General features: G+C 54.3%; 12 protein-coding genes. 6 read left to right on the top strand and 6 right to left on the bottom strand.

Features of this window, described 5'->3' with window-relative positions:
* Positions 1-12 precede the first annotated feature (12 nt).
* On the bottom strand, positions 13-837 hold the full coding sequence (gene iclR / locus O6D90_RS22030; RefSeq protein WP_016155428.1) for a glyoxylate bypass operon transcriptional repressor IclR: 825 nt from the start codon (positions 835-837) through the stop codon (positions 13-15).
* A gap of 195 nt (positions 838-1,032) precedes the next feature.
* Here iclR and metH point away from each other — a divergent pair, with 195 nt between their 5' ends.
* Together metH and O6D90_RS22020 are read left to right on the top strand one after the other, a co-directional pair.
* Positions 1,033-4,716, top strand: a complete 3,684-nt coding sequence (metH, locus tag O6D90_RS22025; protein WP_016155326.1) for a methionine synthase — start codon at positions 1,033-1,035, stop codon at positions 4,714-4,716.
* A 136-nt stretch (positions 4,717-4,852) separates the two neighbouring features.
* Positions 4,853-6,484, top strand: coding sequence for a Na/Pi cotransporter family protein (locus O6D90_RS22020; RefSeq protein ID WP_016155429.1), 1,632 nt, complete (start codon positions 4,853-4,855; stop codon positions 6,482-6,484).
* A 56-nt stretch (positions 6,485-6,540) separates the two neighbouring features.
* Here O6D90_RS22020 and pepE read toward each other — a convergent pair whose 3' ends face one another.
* Positions 6,541-7,230 carry a dipeptidase PepE gene (gene pepE, locus O6D90_RS22015; protein WP_271143321.1) on the bottom strand — a complete coding sequence of 230 codons (690 nt, stop codon included), beginning with the start codon at positions 7,228-7,230 and terminating at the stop codon, positions 6,541-6,543.
* A gap of 177 nt (positions 7,231-7,407) precedes the next feature.
* The gene (locus O6D90_RS22010; RefSeq protein ID WP_016155431.1) at positions 7,408-7,806 is read right to left on the bottom strand and encodes a rhodanese-like domain-containing protein; all 399 of its coding nucleotides are present in this window, start codon (positions 7,804-7,806) and stop codon (positions 7,408-7,410) included.
* Positions 7,807-7,890: 84 nt separating this feature from the next.
* Here O6D90_RS22010 and ftrA point away from each other — a divergent pair, with 84 nt between their 5' ends.
* Positions 7,891-8,871, top strand: a complete 981-nt coding sequence (gene ftrA, locus O6D90_RS22005) for a transcriptional regulator FtrA (RefSeq protein WP_016155432.1) — start codon at positions 7,891-7,893, stop codon at positions 8,869-8,871.
* A gap of 68 nt (positions 8,872-8,939) precedes the next feature.
* The gene (rluF, locus tag O6D90_RS22000; RefSeq protein WP_016155331.1) at positions 8,940-9,815 is read left to right on the top strand and encodes a 23S rRNA pseudouridine(2604) synthase RluF; all 876 of its coding nucleotides are present in this window, start codon (positions 8,940-8,942) and stop codon (positions 9,813-9,815) included.
* On the opposite strand, the gene O6D90_RS21995 is transcribed toward rluF, so the two are convergent.
* The 3 genes from O6D90_RS21995 to lysC form a co-directional block, all read right to left on the bottom strand.
* A complete protein-coding gene (locus O6D90_RS21995; protein WP_003826541.1) occupies positions 9,812-10,084 on the bottom strand; it encodes a DUF3811 domain-containing protein in 273 nt (90 codons plus the stop codon). The two genes, rluF and O6D90_RS21995, sit on opposite strands and share 4 nt — an antisense overlap.
* A gap of 101 nt (positions 10,085-10,185) precedes the next feature.
* A complete protein-coding gene (panS, locus tag O6D90_RS21990; protein WP_016155433.1) occupies positions 10,186-11,112 on the bottom strand; it encodes a ketopantoate/pantoate/pantothenate transporter PanS in 927 nt (308 codons plus the stop codon).
* Between the two features lie 92 nt (positions 11,113-11,204).
* Positions 11,205-12,554: a lysine-sensitive aspartokinase 3 gene (lysC, locus tag O6D90_RS21985; protein WP_271143228.1), complete on the bottom strand. Its 1,350-nt coding sequence runs from the start codon at positions 12,552-12,554 to the stop codon at positions 11,205-11,207.
* A 302-nt stretch (positions 12,555-12,856) separates the two neighbouring features.
* Here lysC and pgi point away from each other — a divergent pair, with 302 nt between their 5' ends.
* Together pgi and yjbE are read left to right on the top strand one after the other, a co-directional pair.
* Complete coding sequence (pgi, locus tag O6D90_RS21980; RefSeq protein WP_016155434.1) at positions 12,857-14,503, top strand: glucose-6-phosphate isomerase; 1,647 nt, start codon at positions 12,857-12,859, stop codon at positions 14,501-14,503.
* Between the two features lie 469 nt (positions 14,504-14,972).
* On the top strand, positions 14,973-15,215 hold the full coding sequence (yjbE, locus tag O6D90_RS21975; protein ID WP_016155435.1) for an exopolysaccharide production protein YjbE: 243 nt from the start codon (positions 14,973-14,975) through the stop codon (positions 15,213-15,215).
* The last annotated feature ends 33 nt before the right edge of the window (positions 15,216-15,248 follow it).

Raw genomic sequence — 15,248 nt, 5'->3', positions numbered from 1 at the left:
GGCAACCCTTTCTTAACGAAATCCGCCGTATGCCAGCGTGACTTCTTTCGCCGCTTTGATCGCCATGGCGCCAAACTCGGTCACTCGATCGTCGGTAATGCGCGAAATGGGTCCGGAGATGGAAATAGCGGCAAACGGCTCGCGGTGTTCATCATAAATGCACGACGCCACGCAGCGTAGACCCAGCGCATGCTCCTCATCATCAAAGGAGTAGCCGCGCTTGCGCGTTTGGGCTAAATCCTCTTTCAGATGCACCGGCGACACCAGCGTGGCGTGGGTGTAAGCGTGCAGCCCTTTACGGTGCAGCAGGCCAGTCACCTGTTCTTCACTCAGTTGGGCTAAAAACGCCTTACCCGCACCGGAGGCGTGCATCGGCAGTTTGCCGCCGATAGGCGCGGACATGCGCATCAGTTGGGTACACTGCACCTGGTCGATAATAATGGCCTGATGGTCGCTTTGATCTAACACGGCCAGGTTTACCGTCTCACCGGAGTCTTCCATCAGCTTGCGCAGGATCGGGTGGACAATCGCCAGCAAATTACGGCTTTGCAAAAAGCTGCTGCCGACGATAAACGCATGCGCACCCACGGCCCAGTGGCCTAATTCACCCACCTGACGGACAAATCCTTGCTGCTGCATGGTGGTCAACAAACGGTGAGTCGTGGAGTTTGGCAAGCCGGCCTGCTGTGCCAGCTCGGTTAGCGCCACGCTGCCGTTGGATTCTGCAATCCACTCCAGCAGCTTCAGGCCGCGAGTCAGAGACTGAACCTGCCCGGTTGCAGGCGTAGTAGCAGCGGCGGGTTTTCTACCGCGTTTCGCGGGGATTGTGGCAACCATGGCGGACTCCTTTTCTGTATCGTGGAAATCATTTTCGTTTTATTCAATTATAATGCAAGAATTCCTGTACTGATCGGATGAGTGAAGCTGAACATGTCTCATGTTGGCCGTTGTTCTCTTTTCCACCTCTCAGGTTTGTGCCAGTATGGTCTGTTGAGTTTTTTTCGGTCTGGTTGAGCGTTGTCGGGAGCGAGTGTGAGCAGCAAAGTTGAACAATTACGTCAGCAGTTAAATGAACGTATTCTGGTGCTGGACGGCGGTATGGGCACCATGATCCAGGGATATCGTCTGAGCGAAGAGGATTTCCGCGGCGAACGTTTTGCCGACTGGCCGTGCGATCTGAAAGGCAACAACGACCTGTTGGTGCTCAGCAAACCTGAGGTGATCGCCGCCATCCATAACGCCTATTTTGAGGCGGGCGCGGATATCATCGAAACCAACACCTTTAACTCCACGACTATCGCCATGGCGGATTACCAGATGGAATCCCTGTCGGCGGAAATCAACTTTGCGGCAGCCAAACTGGCGCGCGCGGCGGCAGACGAATGGACGACACGCACACCGGAAAAACCGCGCTATGTCGCGGGCGTGCTTGGCCCAACCAACCGTACGGCGTCTATCTCGCCTGACGTCAACGACCCGGCTTACCGCAATATTACCTTTGATCAGCTGGTGGCCGCCTACCGTGAATCCACCAAAGCGCTGGTGGAAGGTGGCAGCGACCTGATCCTGATTGAAACCGTCTTCGATACCCTGAACGCCAAAGCCGCTATTTTCGCGGTTAAAACCGAATTTGAAGCGCTGGGCGTTGAGTTGCCGATTATGCTCTCCGGCACTATCACCGATGCTTCCGGGCGTACGCTCTCCGGTCAGACAACCGAAGCGTTCTATAACTCACTGCGCCACGCCGATGCGCTGACCTTCGGTCTGAACTGCGCCTTAGGCCCTGACGAGTTGCGCCAGTACGTGCAGGAGCTGTCGCGCATTGCCGAATGCTACGTTACCGCGCACCCGAACGCCGGGTTGCCGAACGCCTTTGGCGAATACGATCTTGATGCAGACACTATGGCGGCGCAAATACGCGAGTGGGCGCAAGCGGGCTTCCTCAACGTGGTCGGCGGCTGCTGCGGCACCACGCCGGAACACATCGCCGCGATGAGCCGCGCAGTGGAAGGTTTGCCGCCGCGCCGCTTGCCGGAAATCCCGGTAGCCTGCCGTCTGTCTGGCCTTGAACCGTTGAATATTGGCGACGATAGCCTGTTTGTGAACGTCGGCGAGCGTACCAACGTCACCGGTTCGGCGAAATTTAAGCGACTGATCAAAGAAGAGAAATACAACGAAGCGCTGGATGTCGCCCGTCAGCAGGTGGAAAGCGGCGCACAGATTATCGATATCAACATGGATGAGGGGATGCTCGACGCCGAAGCGGCGATGGTGCGTTTTCTCAACCTTATCGCCGGTGAGCCGGATATCGCCCGCGTGCCGATTATGATCGACTCCTCGAAATGGGACGTCATCGAAAAAGGGCTGAAGTGCATTCAGGGTAAAGGCATCGTTAACTCCATCTCGATGAAAGAGGGGGTTGAGACCTTTATCCACCACGCGAAGTTGCTGCGACGCTACGGTGCCGCAGTGGTGGTGATGGCCTTTGACGAGCAGGGGCAGGCCGACACCCGTGCGCGTAAAATTGAGATTTGCCGGCGGGCGTACAAAATTCTTACCGAAGAGGTAGGCTTCCCGCCGGAAGACATCATCTTCGACCCGAACATCTTTGCGGTCGCGACCGGGATTGATGAGCACAACAACTACGCCCAGGACTTTATCGGTGCCTGTGAGGACATCAAACGCGAACTACCGCACGCGCTGATCTCCGGCGGCGTCTCCAACGTGTCGTTCTCCTTCCGTGGTAACGACCCGGTTCGTGAAGCCATTCACGCGGTATTCCTTTACTACGCCATTCGCAACGGCATGGACATGGGGATCGTCAACGCCGGACAACTGGCGATCTACGACGACCTGCCCGCCGAGCTGCGCGATGCGGTTGAAGATGTGATCCTCAACCGTCGTGACGATGGCACCGAGCGTCTGCTGGAGCTGGCTGAGAAATATCGCGGTAGCAAAACTGATGACACTGCCAATGCCCAGATGGCGGAATGGCGCAGTTGGGACGTGAAAAAGCGCCTCGAATATTCGCTGGTGAAAGGCATTACCGAATTTATTGAGCAGGATACTGAAGAAGCTCGCCAGCAGGCCGCGCGTCCGATCGAGGTGATTGAAGGGCCGCTGATGGACGGGATGAACGTGGTTGGCGATCTGTTTGGCGAGGGCAAAATGTTCCTGCCGCAGGTGGTGAAATCCGCCCGCGTGATGAAGCAGGCGGTGGCCTACCTCGAACCGTACATTGAGGCCAGCAAAGAGAAAGGCTCCAGCAACGGCAAGATGGTCATTGCTACCGTGAAAGGCGATGTGCACGATATCGGCAAAAACATCGTTGGTGTGGTGCTGCAATGTAACAACTACGAAATCGTCGATCTTGGCGTGATGGTGCCAGCGGAGAAAATCCTCAGAACGGCACGTGAAGTGAATGCCGATCTGATTGGTCTTTCCGGGCTGATTACCCCGTCGCTGGACGAAATGGTCAACGTGGCGAAAGAGATGGAGCGTCAGGGGTTCACTATTCCGTTGCTGATTGGCGGCGCGACCACCTCAAAAGCGCACACGGCGGTGAAAATCGAGCAGAACTACAGTGGTCCAACGGTTTATGTGCAGAACGCCTCGCGTACCGTTGGCGTAGTCGCCGCACTCCTCTCTGACACTCAGCGCGATGACTTTGTCGCCCGTACGCGTAAAGAGTACGAAACCGTGCGTATCCAGCATGCGCGTAAGAAACCGCGGACCCCACCAGTAACGTTACAGGCTGCCCGCGACAACGATCTGGCCTTCGACTGGGAAAACTACACGCCGCCGGTGGCGCACCGCCTCGGCGTACAGAGCGTTGAAGCCAGCATCGAAACGCTGCGCAACTACATCGACTGGACGCCGTTCTTTATGACCTGGTCGCTGGCCGGGAAATACCCGCGCATCCTCGAAGATGAGGTGGTGGGAGAAGAGGCGAAACGTCTGTTCAAAGACGCCAATGATATGCTGGATAAACTCAGCGCTGAGAAGACCCTGAATCCGCGCGGCGTGGTGGGCTTGTTCCCGGCTAACCGCGTGGGTGACGACATCGAGATTTACCGTGACGAGACGCGTACGCACGTCATCAACGTCAGTCATCACCTGCGCCAGCAGACGGAAAAAGTCGGTTTCGCCAACTACTGCCTGTCTGACTTTGTTGCGCCGAAACTGAGTGGCAAAGCGGATTACATCGGTGCTTTCGCAGTTACCGGCGGTCTGGAGGAAGATGCACTGGCGGACGCCTTCGAAGCCCAGCATGACGACTACAACAAGATCATGGTGAAAGCGATCGCCGACCGCCTGGCGGAAGCGTTCGCGGAATATCTGCACGAGCGCGTGCGTAAAGTCTACTGGGGCTATGCGGCGAATGAGAACCTCAGCAACGAGGAGCTGATCCGCGAAAACTATCAGGGAATTCGCCCGGCACCGGGCTATCCGGCGTGCCCGGAACACACCGAAAAGGCCACCATCTGGGAACTACTGGATGTGGAGGCGCACACCGGGATGAAGCTCACCGAATCCTTCGCGATGTGGCCAGGTGCGTCGGTTTCCGGCTGGTATTTCAGTCATCCAGACAGCAAGTACTACGCCGTGGCGCAAATCCAGCGCGATCAGGTTGAAGATTACGCCTTCCGTAAAGGCATGAGCGTGGCGGAAGTCGAACGTTGGTTAGCGCCTAATCTGGGCTATGACGCTGACTGATTCACAAAACTGTCATCTTTATTTACAACAAACAAGGCACTCAATGAGTGCCTTGTCTCTTTATTACGTTTAAACCCTTATACTGAATGAAGGCTTCGGCCTCAGGAACATATAACGATAAGGAGAACCTGATTCCGTGTTAACTCTGCTACATCTGCTTTCTGCCGTCGCGCTGCTGGTGTGGGGCACCCACATCGTGCGTACCGGCGTGATGCGCGTCTTTGGCGCCCGCTTGCGCACCGTGCTCAGCCGTAGCGTTGAAAAGAAGCCGCTCGCCTTTTGTGCGGGTATCGGCGTGACGGCGCTGGTGCAAAGCAGCAACGCCACCACCATGCTGGTGACCTCGTTTGTCGCGCAGGACCTCGTGGCGCTCACCCCTGCGCTGGTGATTGTACTTGGCGCCGACGTCGGGACCGCGCTGATGGCGCGTATCCTGACCTTCGATCTCTCCTGGCTGTCGCCACTGCTGATTTTTATCGGCGTGATCTTCTTTCTCGGACGTAAGCAGTCTCGCGTGGGGCAACTGGGGCGGGTTGGTATTGGACTGGGGTTGATTTTACTGGCGCTGGAACTGATTGTGCAGGCGGTAACACCGATCACCCAGGCTAACGGCGTACAGGTTATTTTCGCCTCGCTCACCGGCGATATCATGCTGGATGCGCTGATTGGCGCCATGTTCGCGATTATCAGTTACTCCAGCCTTGCGGCGGTGCTGCTGACGGCAACGCTGACCGCGGCAGGCATTATCTCGTTCCCGGTGGCGTTGTGTCTGGTGATTGGCGCCAACCTCGGCTCTGGCCTGCTGGCGATGCTTAATAACAGCGCCGCTAACGCCGCCGCCCGCCGTGTGGCGCTCGGTAGCCTGCTGTTTAAGCTGGTGGGAAGCCTGATTATCCTGCCGTTTGTTCATCCGCTGGCAAATCTGATGGATGAACTGCCGCTGCCGAAATCTGAACTGGTTATTTACTTCCATGTCTTCTACAACCTGGTGCGCTGTGTGGCGATGGTGCCGTTCGCAGAACCGATGGCGCGTTTTTGTAAGCGCATCATCCGCGATGAGCCGGAGCTGGATGCGCATTTGAAGCCCAAGCATCTGGACGTCAGTGCGCTGGATACGCCGACGCTGGCCCTGGCCAATGCCGCTCGTGAAGCTCTGCGCATCGGCGACGCGATGGAGCAGATGATGGACGGGCTGAAGAAGGTGATGCACGGCGAGCCGCGTGAAGAGAAAGAACTGCGCAGGATGGCGGACGACATTAACGTGCTATACACGGCAATCAAGCTCTATCTGGCGCGGATGCCAAAGGATGAACTGGCGGAAGAGGAATCACGCCGTTGGGCGGAGATTATCGAAATGTCGCTTAACCTCGAGCAGGCTTCCGATATTGTCGAACGTATGGGCAGTGAGATAGCGGATAAGTCGCTGGCTGCCCGTCGCGCATTCTCCGTGGAAGGATTGAAAGAGCTGGATGCGCTCTTCGATCAGCTGCTCAGCAATCTGCAGTTGGCGATGTCGGTGTTCTTCTCTGGTGACGTGACCAGCGCCCGTCGTCTGCGCCGTAGCAAGCACCGTTTCCGTATTCTCAACCGTCGTTATTCGCATGCGCACGTTGACCGTCTGCATCAGCAGAACGTGCAGAGCATCGAGACCAGCTCCTTGCACCTGGCGCTGCTGGGCGATATGCAGCGTCTGAACTCGCTGTTTTGTTCCGTGGCCTATAGCGTGCTGGAACAGCCGGATGAGGACGATGAGCGCGACGATTATTGAGTGAGGTGGACCGGTTGGCCGGATAAGGCATTTATGCCGTTATCCGGCAACGTCGGTTAGAAGCAGTGACCTGCTTCGAGGGCAACCGCGTCTTCACCCGCTTTAAAGACGTAAGTGGTGTTCGGACCGCCAAGAACCGCCTGGCCGTTACTCACCTTAATCCAGTTTCCTTCCGGCAAACCAATCACCGTCAGCTCTGGTGCCACAACCAGCAGCTCGCGAATACGCTGTTCACGCGTTTCGCCTTTGTGGCCTTCCGGAAGCGCATTGGTGAAATGTGGGTTAATCTGCAGCGGGAACAGACCCAGGGCATCAAAACCTTTTGGATCGACAATCGGCATGTCGTTGGTGGTGCGGATGGTCTGGCAGGCGAGGTTAGAACCTGCGCTCCAGCCGATGTACAGCGCACCGCGTTTGACGACATCCACAATCGGCGCCAGCAGTCCGCGCTCGCGGCTCTCTTTCAGTAACTGGAAGATGTTACCCCCGCCGACAATCACCAGCTCTGCGTTTTCAATGGCAGCGATCGGATCGGCAACGGTATGAATGCCAGTAACGTTGACGCCCATTGGCGCAAAGATGGCTGCCGTTTTCGCCGTGTATTCATCCCAGGTTTGCGTCACGCCAGCGAACGGAATAAACACCGCCGTACGGCGACCATTCAGCTGCTCAGCAATCAGCGGTAGCGCATGTTCCATCCAGCCTTTGCCCGGCAGCGTCGAGTTACTCAATAAAAGCAGTTCCATCATTTCTCCATGTAATCAGAAAATTACAAACCGCGCTAATGCTACCACTATCAGCGTAACGCCTTACTGATATGGCTCACGATGTTGGAAGGGGGGAAAGCCGAACGGGTTAACCACAACCTCCTGTTGGAAAAGCCCGTTCAGACTTAACAACGATCAATCTATTGAAACAGCGTCCTATTGCGTAGTGGCAAACGCCAGGCCTTCGTCCTCCCAGCCCTTAATACCACCAATCATTATTTTCACCGGTCGACCTAGCTGCGCCAACTTCAGCGCCGCGCGATCGGCCCCGTTACAGTGTGGGCCAGCGCAATAGACGACAAACAGTGTGTCCTGTGGCCATTTTTTCAAGGATTCCGTATTTATCAGTCGATGGGGGAGATGAATCGCGCCAGGGACATGACAACGGGAAAAACTCTCTGCACTCCCCACCACATGTAAAAGCACAAAATCTTTGTCGTCTGCAGCCATCGCGGAATGAACGTCAGAACAATCCGTCTCCATATTCAGACGTTGCTGGAAATGGGCGATAGCTTGTGCAGATGAAGCGGCTGGAATATCTGTTACGGTACTCATAGTGTTGTTTTCTCTTGTGGTGAAATCAGCTGTTGTGTTACCTCTTATCTCATCAAAAAATTAACCTTGAAACACCCTCTGACCATGACAGATTCCGCCAGGATCATGACAACATCTTCTCGCCCGTTGGTCGTTGCACTCGCTTATGACGGGCTATGTACTTTTGAGTTTGGCGTCGCAGTGGAAGTTTTTGGGCTTCCGCGACCTGAACTGGGAGAGGGCTGGTATCGTTTTGCCGTGGCTTCGGTTGATCAAGGTGAATTAAGGGCAACTGGCGGGGTTCGTATCGTGGTGGACGGTGGATATGAATTGCTGCAGGAAGCAGACACTATTGTCATTCCTGGCTGGCGTGACGTGAGCTCACCGGTCCCGGAAGCATTATGCGATGCGCTTCGTGAAGCACATCAACGCGGTTGTCGAATCATCTCTATCTGTTCTGGTGTATTTGTTCTGGCTGCGGCAGGTTTGCTGGATGACCGTAAGGCGACGACGCACTGGCGTTACGTCAGTGAACTCCAGCGACGCTTTCCCGCCATCAACGTTGTGGAAGATGTCCTGTATGTCGGTGACCACGACGTGCTCACTTCGGCAGGTAGTGCGGCAGGGATTGATTTATGTTTGCATGTGGTGCGCACTGATTTTGGACTTGAGATTGCCAATAACGTGGCCCGTCGCCTGGTGCTGCAGCCCCACAGGGATGGCAGCCAGACTCAGCAGCAACTGCGTCCTGTCGCCCGCAGTCGGGAAAGCCAGCGTTTTGGTCTTTTGCTTGACTGGTTACATAACAATATCGCGCAGAAGCATACTCTTGACGCTCTGGCCAGCCAGGTCGGTATGAGTCCCCGAACGTTGATGCGGCGATTTCAGGAGTCAACGGGGCTTACTCCCGCACGTTGGCTGATGAATGAACGGCTAAACCGTGCGCAGCAGGCGCTCAATACATCCCATATCAGTATTGAGCAGATCGCGCAGCAAACCGGGTTCGGCAGCGCAAACTCTTTGCGTTACCACTTTCAAAAACGATTTGGTATCAGCCCGCAGGCATTACGTAATCAGATGCGATAGCACATTTTCACGCTCTGCTTTTTTATCCCCCGCAAGGTAGGGTATATTTCGCTGTCAAAGGAGAAATTATGCTGCCCGACTCATCCATCCGATTAAATAAATACATCAGTGAAAGCGGAATCTGCTCGCGCCGCGAGGCGGATCGCTTTATCGAACAAGGGAATGTCTTCCTGAATGGTAAACGCGCCACCATTGGCGATCAGGTGATGCCTGGCGACGTCGTAAAAGTGAATGGTCGGTTGATTGAGCCGCGTGAAGCGGAAGATCTGGTTTTTATCGCGCTGAACAAGCCGGTAGGGATTGTCAGCACCACTGAAGACAGCGAACGCGACAACATTGTTGATTTTGTTAACCACAGCAAGCGCGTGTTCCCAATCGGTCGTCTGGACAAAGATTCCCAGGGGCTTATCTTTCTGACCAACCACGGCGACCTGGTGAATAAAATCCTGCGTGCCGGTAACGATCACGAAAAAGAGTATCTGGTGACGGTAGATAAGCCGGTCACTGATGACTTTATCCGTGGGATGAGTGCCGGTGTGCCAATCCTTGGCACCGTTACCAAGAAATGTAAGGTCAAGAAAGAAGCGCCGTTTGTGTTTCGCATCACGCTGATTCAGGGGCTGAACCGCCAGATCCGTCGTATGTGCGAGCACTTTGGCTATGAAGTTACTAAGCTTGAGCGTACACGTATCATGAACGTTGGTCTGTCCGGCCTGCCGCTGGGTGAATGGCGCGACCTGACGGATGACGAACTGATCGACCTGTTCAAGCTGATTGAGAACTCGTCCTCAGAAGCCAAACCGAAGGCGAAAGCGAAGCCAAAAACCGCAGGCATTAAGCGCCCGGTAGTGAAAATCGAAAAATCGGCTGAGAAAGAGAAATCGCGCCCGGCGGCAAACGGGAAGCGTTTTACCTCGCCGGGGCGTAAGAAGAAAGGGCGTTAACGTCTGCCGCGCGTTGGCGTATTCGCTGACCAGGAAAATGATGCTTCCGCATCCGGTTTATAAGCCTGCTTTTTCTTCAACTGGCGGGCTTTTTTAGCTTCTGCTTCGCGCAAGGCCATCAGTTTATCGATGTACTCTTTCTTGATGCTGTTGGTCTCAGCGTTGGTCAGCAGCCGACCATGCGCAATGCGCGCGCGGTCGAGCAGCGTTTTCAGTTCACGCTGTTCGCGCTCGGTCATCTCTTTTTGGGTAATGCGGGGGAGTGCCATAAGGGTGCCCTCTGTTAGCCGATATCCGCAGTGTACGGCAAAGTGCAGAGGCTGGGTAGGCCGGATAAGGTGTTAGCTGCTATCCGGCCTGCCGCCGTCAATTAGCAGCGTTCTTTTTCTTTAATCGGTTTACCGGACCAGTAACCTGCCAGCAGCGAACCGGAAAGGTTATGCCAGACGGAGAACAACGCGCCGGGCAGCGCCGCGAGCGGGCCAAAGTAGATTTTGCCCAGCGCAGCGGCAAGGCCTGAATTCTGCATGCCCACTTCAATAGCCAACGTACGACAGGTTGACTCGTCGAAACCAAACAGTTTTCCGCCCCAGTAGCCGCCGAGCAAGCCAATGGTGTTATGCAGGATTACGGCGATAATCACCACAAAGCCGACAGACGCAATGTGCGAGGCGGACCCCGCCACGACGGCGCTGATGATCGCCAGGATACACACCATAGAAAACGCCGGCAGATACGGTTCCACGGCTTTTACGACGCGTGGAAACAGATGGTGAATGACCAGCCCCAAAGCAATCGGAATGACCACGATCTGCAGAATACTCAGCAGCATACCCATCACATCCACCTGGATATGCGCGTCGACATACAGCCGTGTCAGCAGCGGCGTGGCGACAACGCCGACCAGCGTTGAAACCGATGAAATAGTCACGGAGAGCGCCACATCACCTTTTGCCAGATAGATCATGACGTTCGATGCGGTTCCGCTGGCAACGCTACCGACCAGCACCATCCCTGCCGACAGTTCCGGTGGCATATTAAATGCCAGCGCCAAAATCCATGCGGCGAGCGGCATCACCAGATAGTGCAGGAAAATACCCGCCGCGACAGGTGCGGGGCGTGAGAGTACGCGTTTAAAGTCGTCCACCTTCAGGTGAACGCCCATGCCGAACATGATCAGCATCAGCAACGACGGTACGAATGGCCCGACAGGCGTAAAGGTGGAGGGCGTGTAATACGCAATAACAGAGAGCAGCAGCGCCCATAACGGGAACAGCCGCGTGAGAGTAGCGAGCATGTTATCTTCCTTGCGATTGAAATGTGTTGTGTTGTTATAAAAAAGCCGGGTTCGAGCCCGGCTATAGTTATTGTTTATCGCGTGATGAAATATTATTCAAACAAATTATGATGCAGCTTCTGTACCACCTGTTCGGCTTCGCTACCGGGCACCAGGAAGCACAGGTTATGGCTGGACGCGCCGTAGCAAATCATGCGGATGTTGAACGGCTCCAGTACACCAAATACCTCTTTACCCACGCCGCAGGCTTTGGACAGGTCGTTGCCAATCAACGCCACCAGCGCCAGGCCTTCTTCGACTTCAACCCGGCACAGGGCAGACAGTTCCATCAGCAGAGACTGCGTTAACAGCGTATCGCCGGTGGAGGTTGAGCCGGTGGTATCCAGCGTCAGCGCTACGCTGACTTCAGATGTGGTAATTAAATCTACCGAGATATTGTGGCGTGCAAGGATGCCGAACACTTCTGCTAAAAAGCCGCGAGAGTGCAGCATATTCAGGCTATGCAGCGTCAGCAGCGTCTGCTTACGGCGTAGCGCCAGCGCACGGAACAGCGGTGGATTCGCGGTTTTATTGCAGACCAGCGTACCGCCTGCTTTTGGATCCTTGCTGGAGCCAACAAATACCGGGATATCGCTACGTACGGCCGGCAACAGGGTTGCCGGGTGCAGCACTTTCGCGCCAAAGGTCGCCATTTCCGCGGCCTCTTCAAAGGCGATTTCATCAATACGCTGCGCTGCAGGAACAACGCGCGGATCGGTAGTGTAAATGCCAGGAACATCGGTCCAGATATCGACGCGCGTTGCGTGCAGCGCTTCGGCCAGCAGGGCGGCTGTATAATCGCTACCGCCGCGCCCCAACGTGGTGGTGCGGCCTTTGCCTTCGCTGCCGATAAAACCCTGAGTGATTACCAGACCTTCGCTCAGACGCGGGGCCAACTGAAGCGTTGCCAGTTCAGCCAGCGCCGCGACGTCGGGTCCTGCGCGACCAAAACGATCGTTGGTGCGCATCACTTTACGCACGTCAAACCACTGTGCTTGCACGTTGCGTTCACGCAGGATTTCGACGAACAACAGGGTAGACATCAGTTCACCGTGGCTGACCAGTTCGTCGGTCAGGGCGGTTGAGGTCGCCAGTGACGCCGCTTCTGCCAGCGTGGTGATGTTTTCCAGCAGACGTTCAATCTCTTCACGAATTACGTTCGGATAACGCAGGCGTTCCAGAATATTGAACTGAATTTGACGAATAGCGTCGAGTTTTTCGAAGCGCTCGGTTGGCTCCAGCCCTTCAGCCAGTGCGACCAGCAGGTTGGTAATTCCAGCGGAAGCGGAAAGTACCACTACACGGACGTTAGCATCAGAAAGCACCACATCAGCGCTGCGATTCATGGCATCAAAATCCGCCACGCTGGTACCGCCAAACTTGGAGACAACTACATCAGTCATAACTACCTCGTGTCAGGGAATGAATAGAGCGACCATGGCACATAAGGCAGAACGAAAACCGGTGCAGGCGCAAATGCAAATACCGTATTTATAAATAAAATGTGTAGCTTGCACTGTCAACGCTGGGATTATGCGGATTTTTCATGCTGCGTTTCCGTTCAGTAACAGCGCTTATAACATCTATACTTTTTACCCTGGTTCGATGGATACAAGGGCGATGGCATTAAAACAATCACACTTTTCTGTGACTGGCGTTACAATCGATCTCAGTCACAATTCTCAAAATCAGAAGAGTATTGCTAATGAAAAACATCAATCCAACGCAGACCTCAGCCTGGCAGGCACTACAAAAACACTTTGAAGAGATGAAAGACGTTACTATCGCGGATCTGTTCGCGAAAGATAGTGATCGTTTCGCTAAATTTTCCGCTACGTTTGACGATCTGATGCTGGTGGATTTCTCCAAAAACCGCATCACTGAAGAGACGCTGGCTAAACTGCAGGATCTGGCGAAAGAGACCGATTTGGCAGGCGCCATCAAGTCCATGTTCTCCGGTGAGAAAATTAACCGCACTGAAGATCGTGCCGTGCTGCACGTGGCGCTGCGCAACCGTAGCAACACTCCAATCATCGTTGACGGCAAAGATGTGATGCCGGAAGTGAACGCGGTACTGGAGAAGATGAAATCCTTCTCTGAAGCGATTATCTCCGGAAGCTGGAAAGGCTATACCGGTAAAGCCATTACTGATGTCGTGAACATCGGTATCGGCGGTTCAGACCTCGGCCCGTTCATGGTGACCGAAGCGCTGCGCCCGTACAAAAATCACCTGAACATGCATTTTGTGTCTAACGTCGATGGTACGCACATTGCCGAAGTGCTGAAGAAAGTGAATCCGGAGACTACGCTGTTCCTGGTCGCTTCCAAAACCTTCACCACTCAGGAAACCATGACTAACGCCCACAGCGCGCGCGACTGGTTCCTGGCGACCGCTGGCGACAACAAGCACGTTGCCAAACACTTCGCAGCGCTCTCCACTAACGGTAAAGCGGTTGGCGAGTTCGGTATTGATACCGCCAATATGTTCGAGTTCTGGGACTGGGTTGGCGGTCGTTACTCCCTGTGGTCTGCAATCGGTCTGTCCATCATCCTTTCTGTGGGCTTCGACAACTTTGTTGAGCTGCTCTCTGGCGCGCACGCCATGGACAAACACTTCTCCACCACTCCGGCGGAGAAAAACCTGCCGGTGCTGCTGGCGCTGATCGGTATCTGGTACAACAATTTCTTCGGTGCTGAAACCGAAGCGATTCTGCCGTACGACCAGTATATGCACCGTTTCGCGGCCTACTTCCAGCAGGGCAATATGGAATCCAATGGTAAATACGTTGACCGTAACGGCAATGCGGTGGATTACCAGACAGGCCCAATCATCTGGGGTGAGCCGGGTACTAACGGTCAGCATGCGTTCTACCAACTGATTCATCAGGGTACCAAAATGGTTCCGTGCGATTTCATCGCTCCGGCAATCACCCACAACCCGCTGTCGGATCACCATCCGAAACTGCTGTCTAACTTCTTCGCTCAGACCGAAGCGCTGGCTTTTGGTAAATCTCGTGAAGTGGTTGAGCAGGAATACCGCGACCAGGGTAAAGATCCGGCAACGCTTGACCACGTTGTGCCGTTCAAAGTGTTCGAAGGTAACCGTCCAACTAACTCCATCCTGCTGCGCGAAATCACACCGTTCAGCCTGGGTGCGCTGATTGCGCTGTACGAGCACAAAATCTTCACTCAGGGCGCGATCCTGAATATCTTCACCTTTGACCAGTGGGGCGTTGAGCTGGGCAAACAGCTGGCGAATCGCATTCTGCCAGAGCTGAATGATGATAAAGAAATCACCAGCCATGATTGCTCAACTAACGGTTTGATTAACCGTTATAAGTCCTGGCGTTAATCTGCTTCTTCCTTCGAGCTGCAGCGGTGTTGGCTGTGTTCGTTAACCCCGGTCGCATAGCTATCTATGCTCCCGGGGATTAACGATCTTGCCGCCTTGCTGCAATTCGAATGAATTTGCAGATTACTTATAAAAAAGCCGATATTAATATCGGCTTTTTTTATAATCTGGCTCCCGAATATCTACGCTTTTGCTTTACACCTTTATTGAGCTTAATCCTAAAATAATTCATTCAACGTTATCGTGTTTCTGGTTTTTTCAGAATTACCGGATGTTGTGTTTTTGTTTTTATATTTTAACTTTATGATTGTATTAATTTAATTATCTGACGTTAATCATTTTATTTCTTGCTATCTAATTATCCTAAATTCCCACCTGGCGTAATTTGCACACTTTGGCTTGTGTATATTCGATCTCGCCCGAAATTCTTTTGGGTAAATCTCCATTCATACAATGAAGGGAATTTGTGATGAAAAAAGTTCTGTATGGCCTTTGGGCTATATCTGCGCTTGCGGCGACTTCTGTCTATGCTGCCCCCGTTCAGGTGGGTGAGGCTGCAGGGTCGGCTGCCGCGTCGGTTTCGGCAGGAAGTTCCTCCGCAACCAGCGCGAGCACCGTAAGTTCTGCGGTGGGGGTTGCCCTTGCGGCAACCGGTGGCGGCGATGGTTCTAACACCGGAACCACAACCACCACAACCACCAGTACCCAGTAATACCGGTACGTTTAATTCTAACCACACTTCGGT

The sequence above is a fragment of the Citrobacter sp. 21OH12SH02A-Citro genome, assembly GCF_027919895.1.
Classification (GTDB): Bacteria; Pseudomonadota; Gammaproteobacteria; order Enterobacterales; family Enterobacteriaceae; genus Citrobacter; species Citrobacter braakii.
Note: the sequence above shows the minus strand (reverse complement) of the source record. Positions and strands in the feature narration are given on the sequence as shown.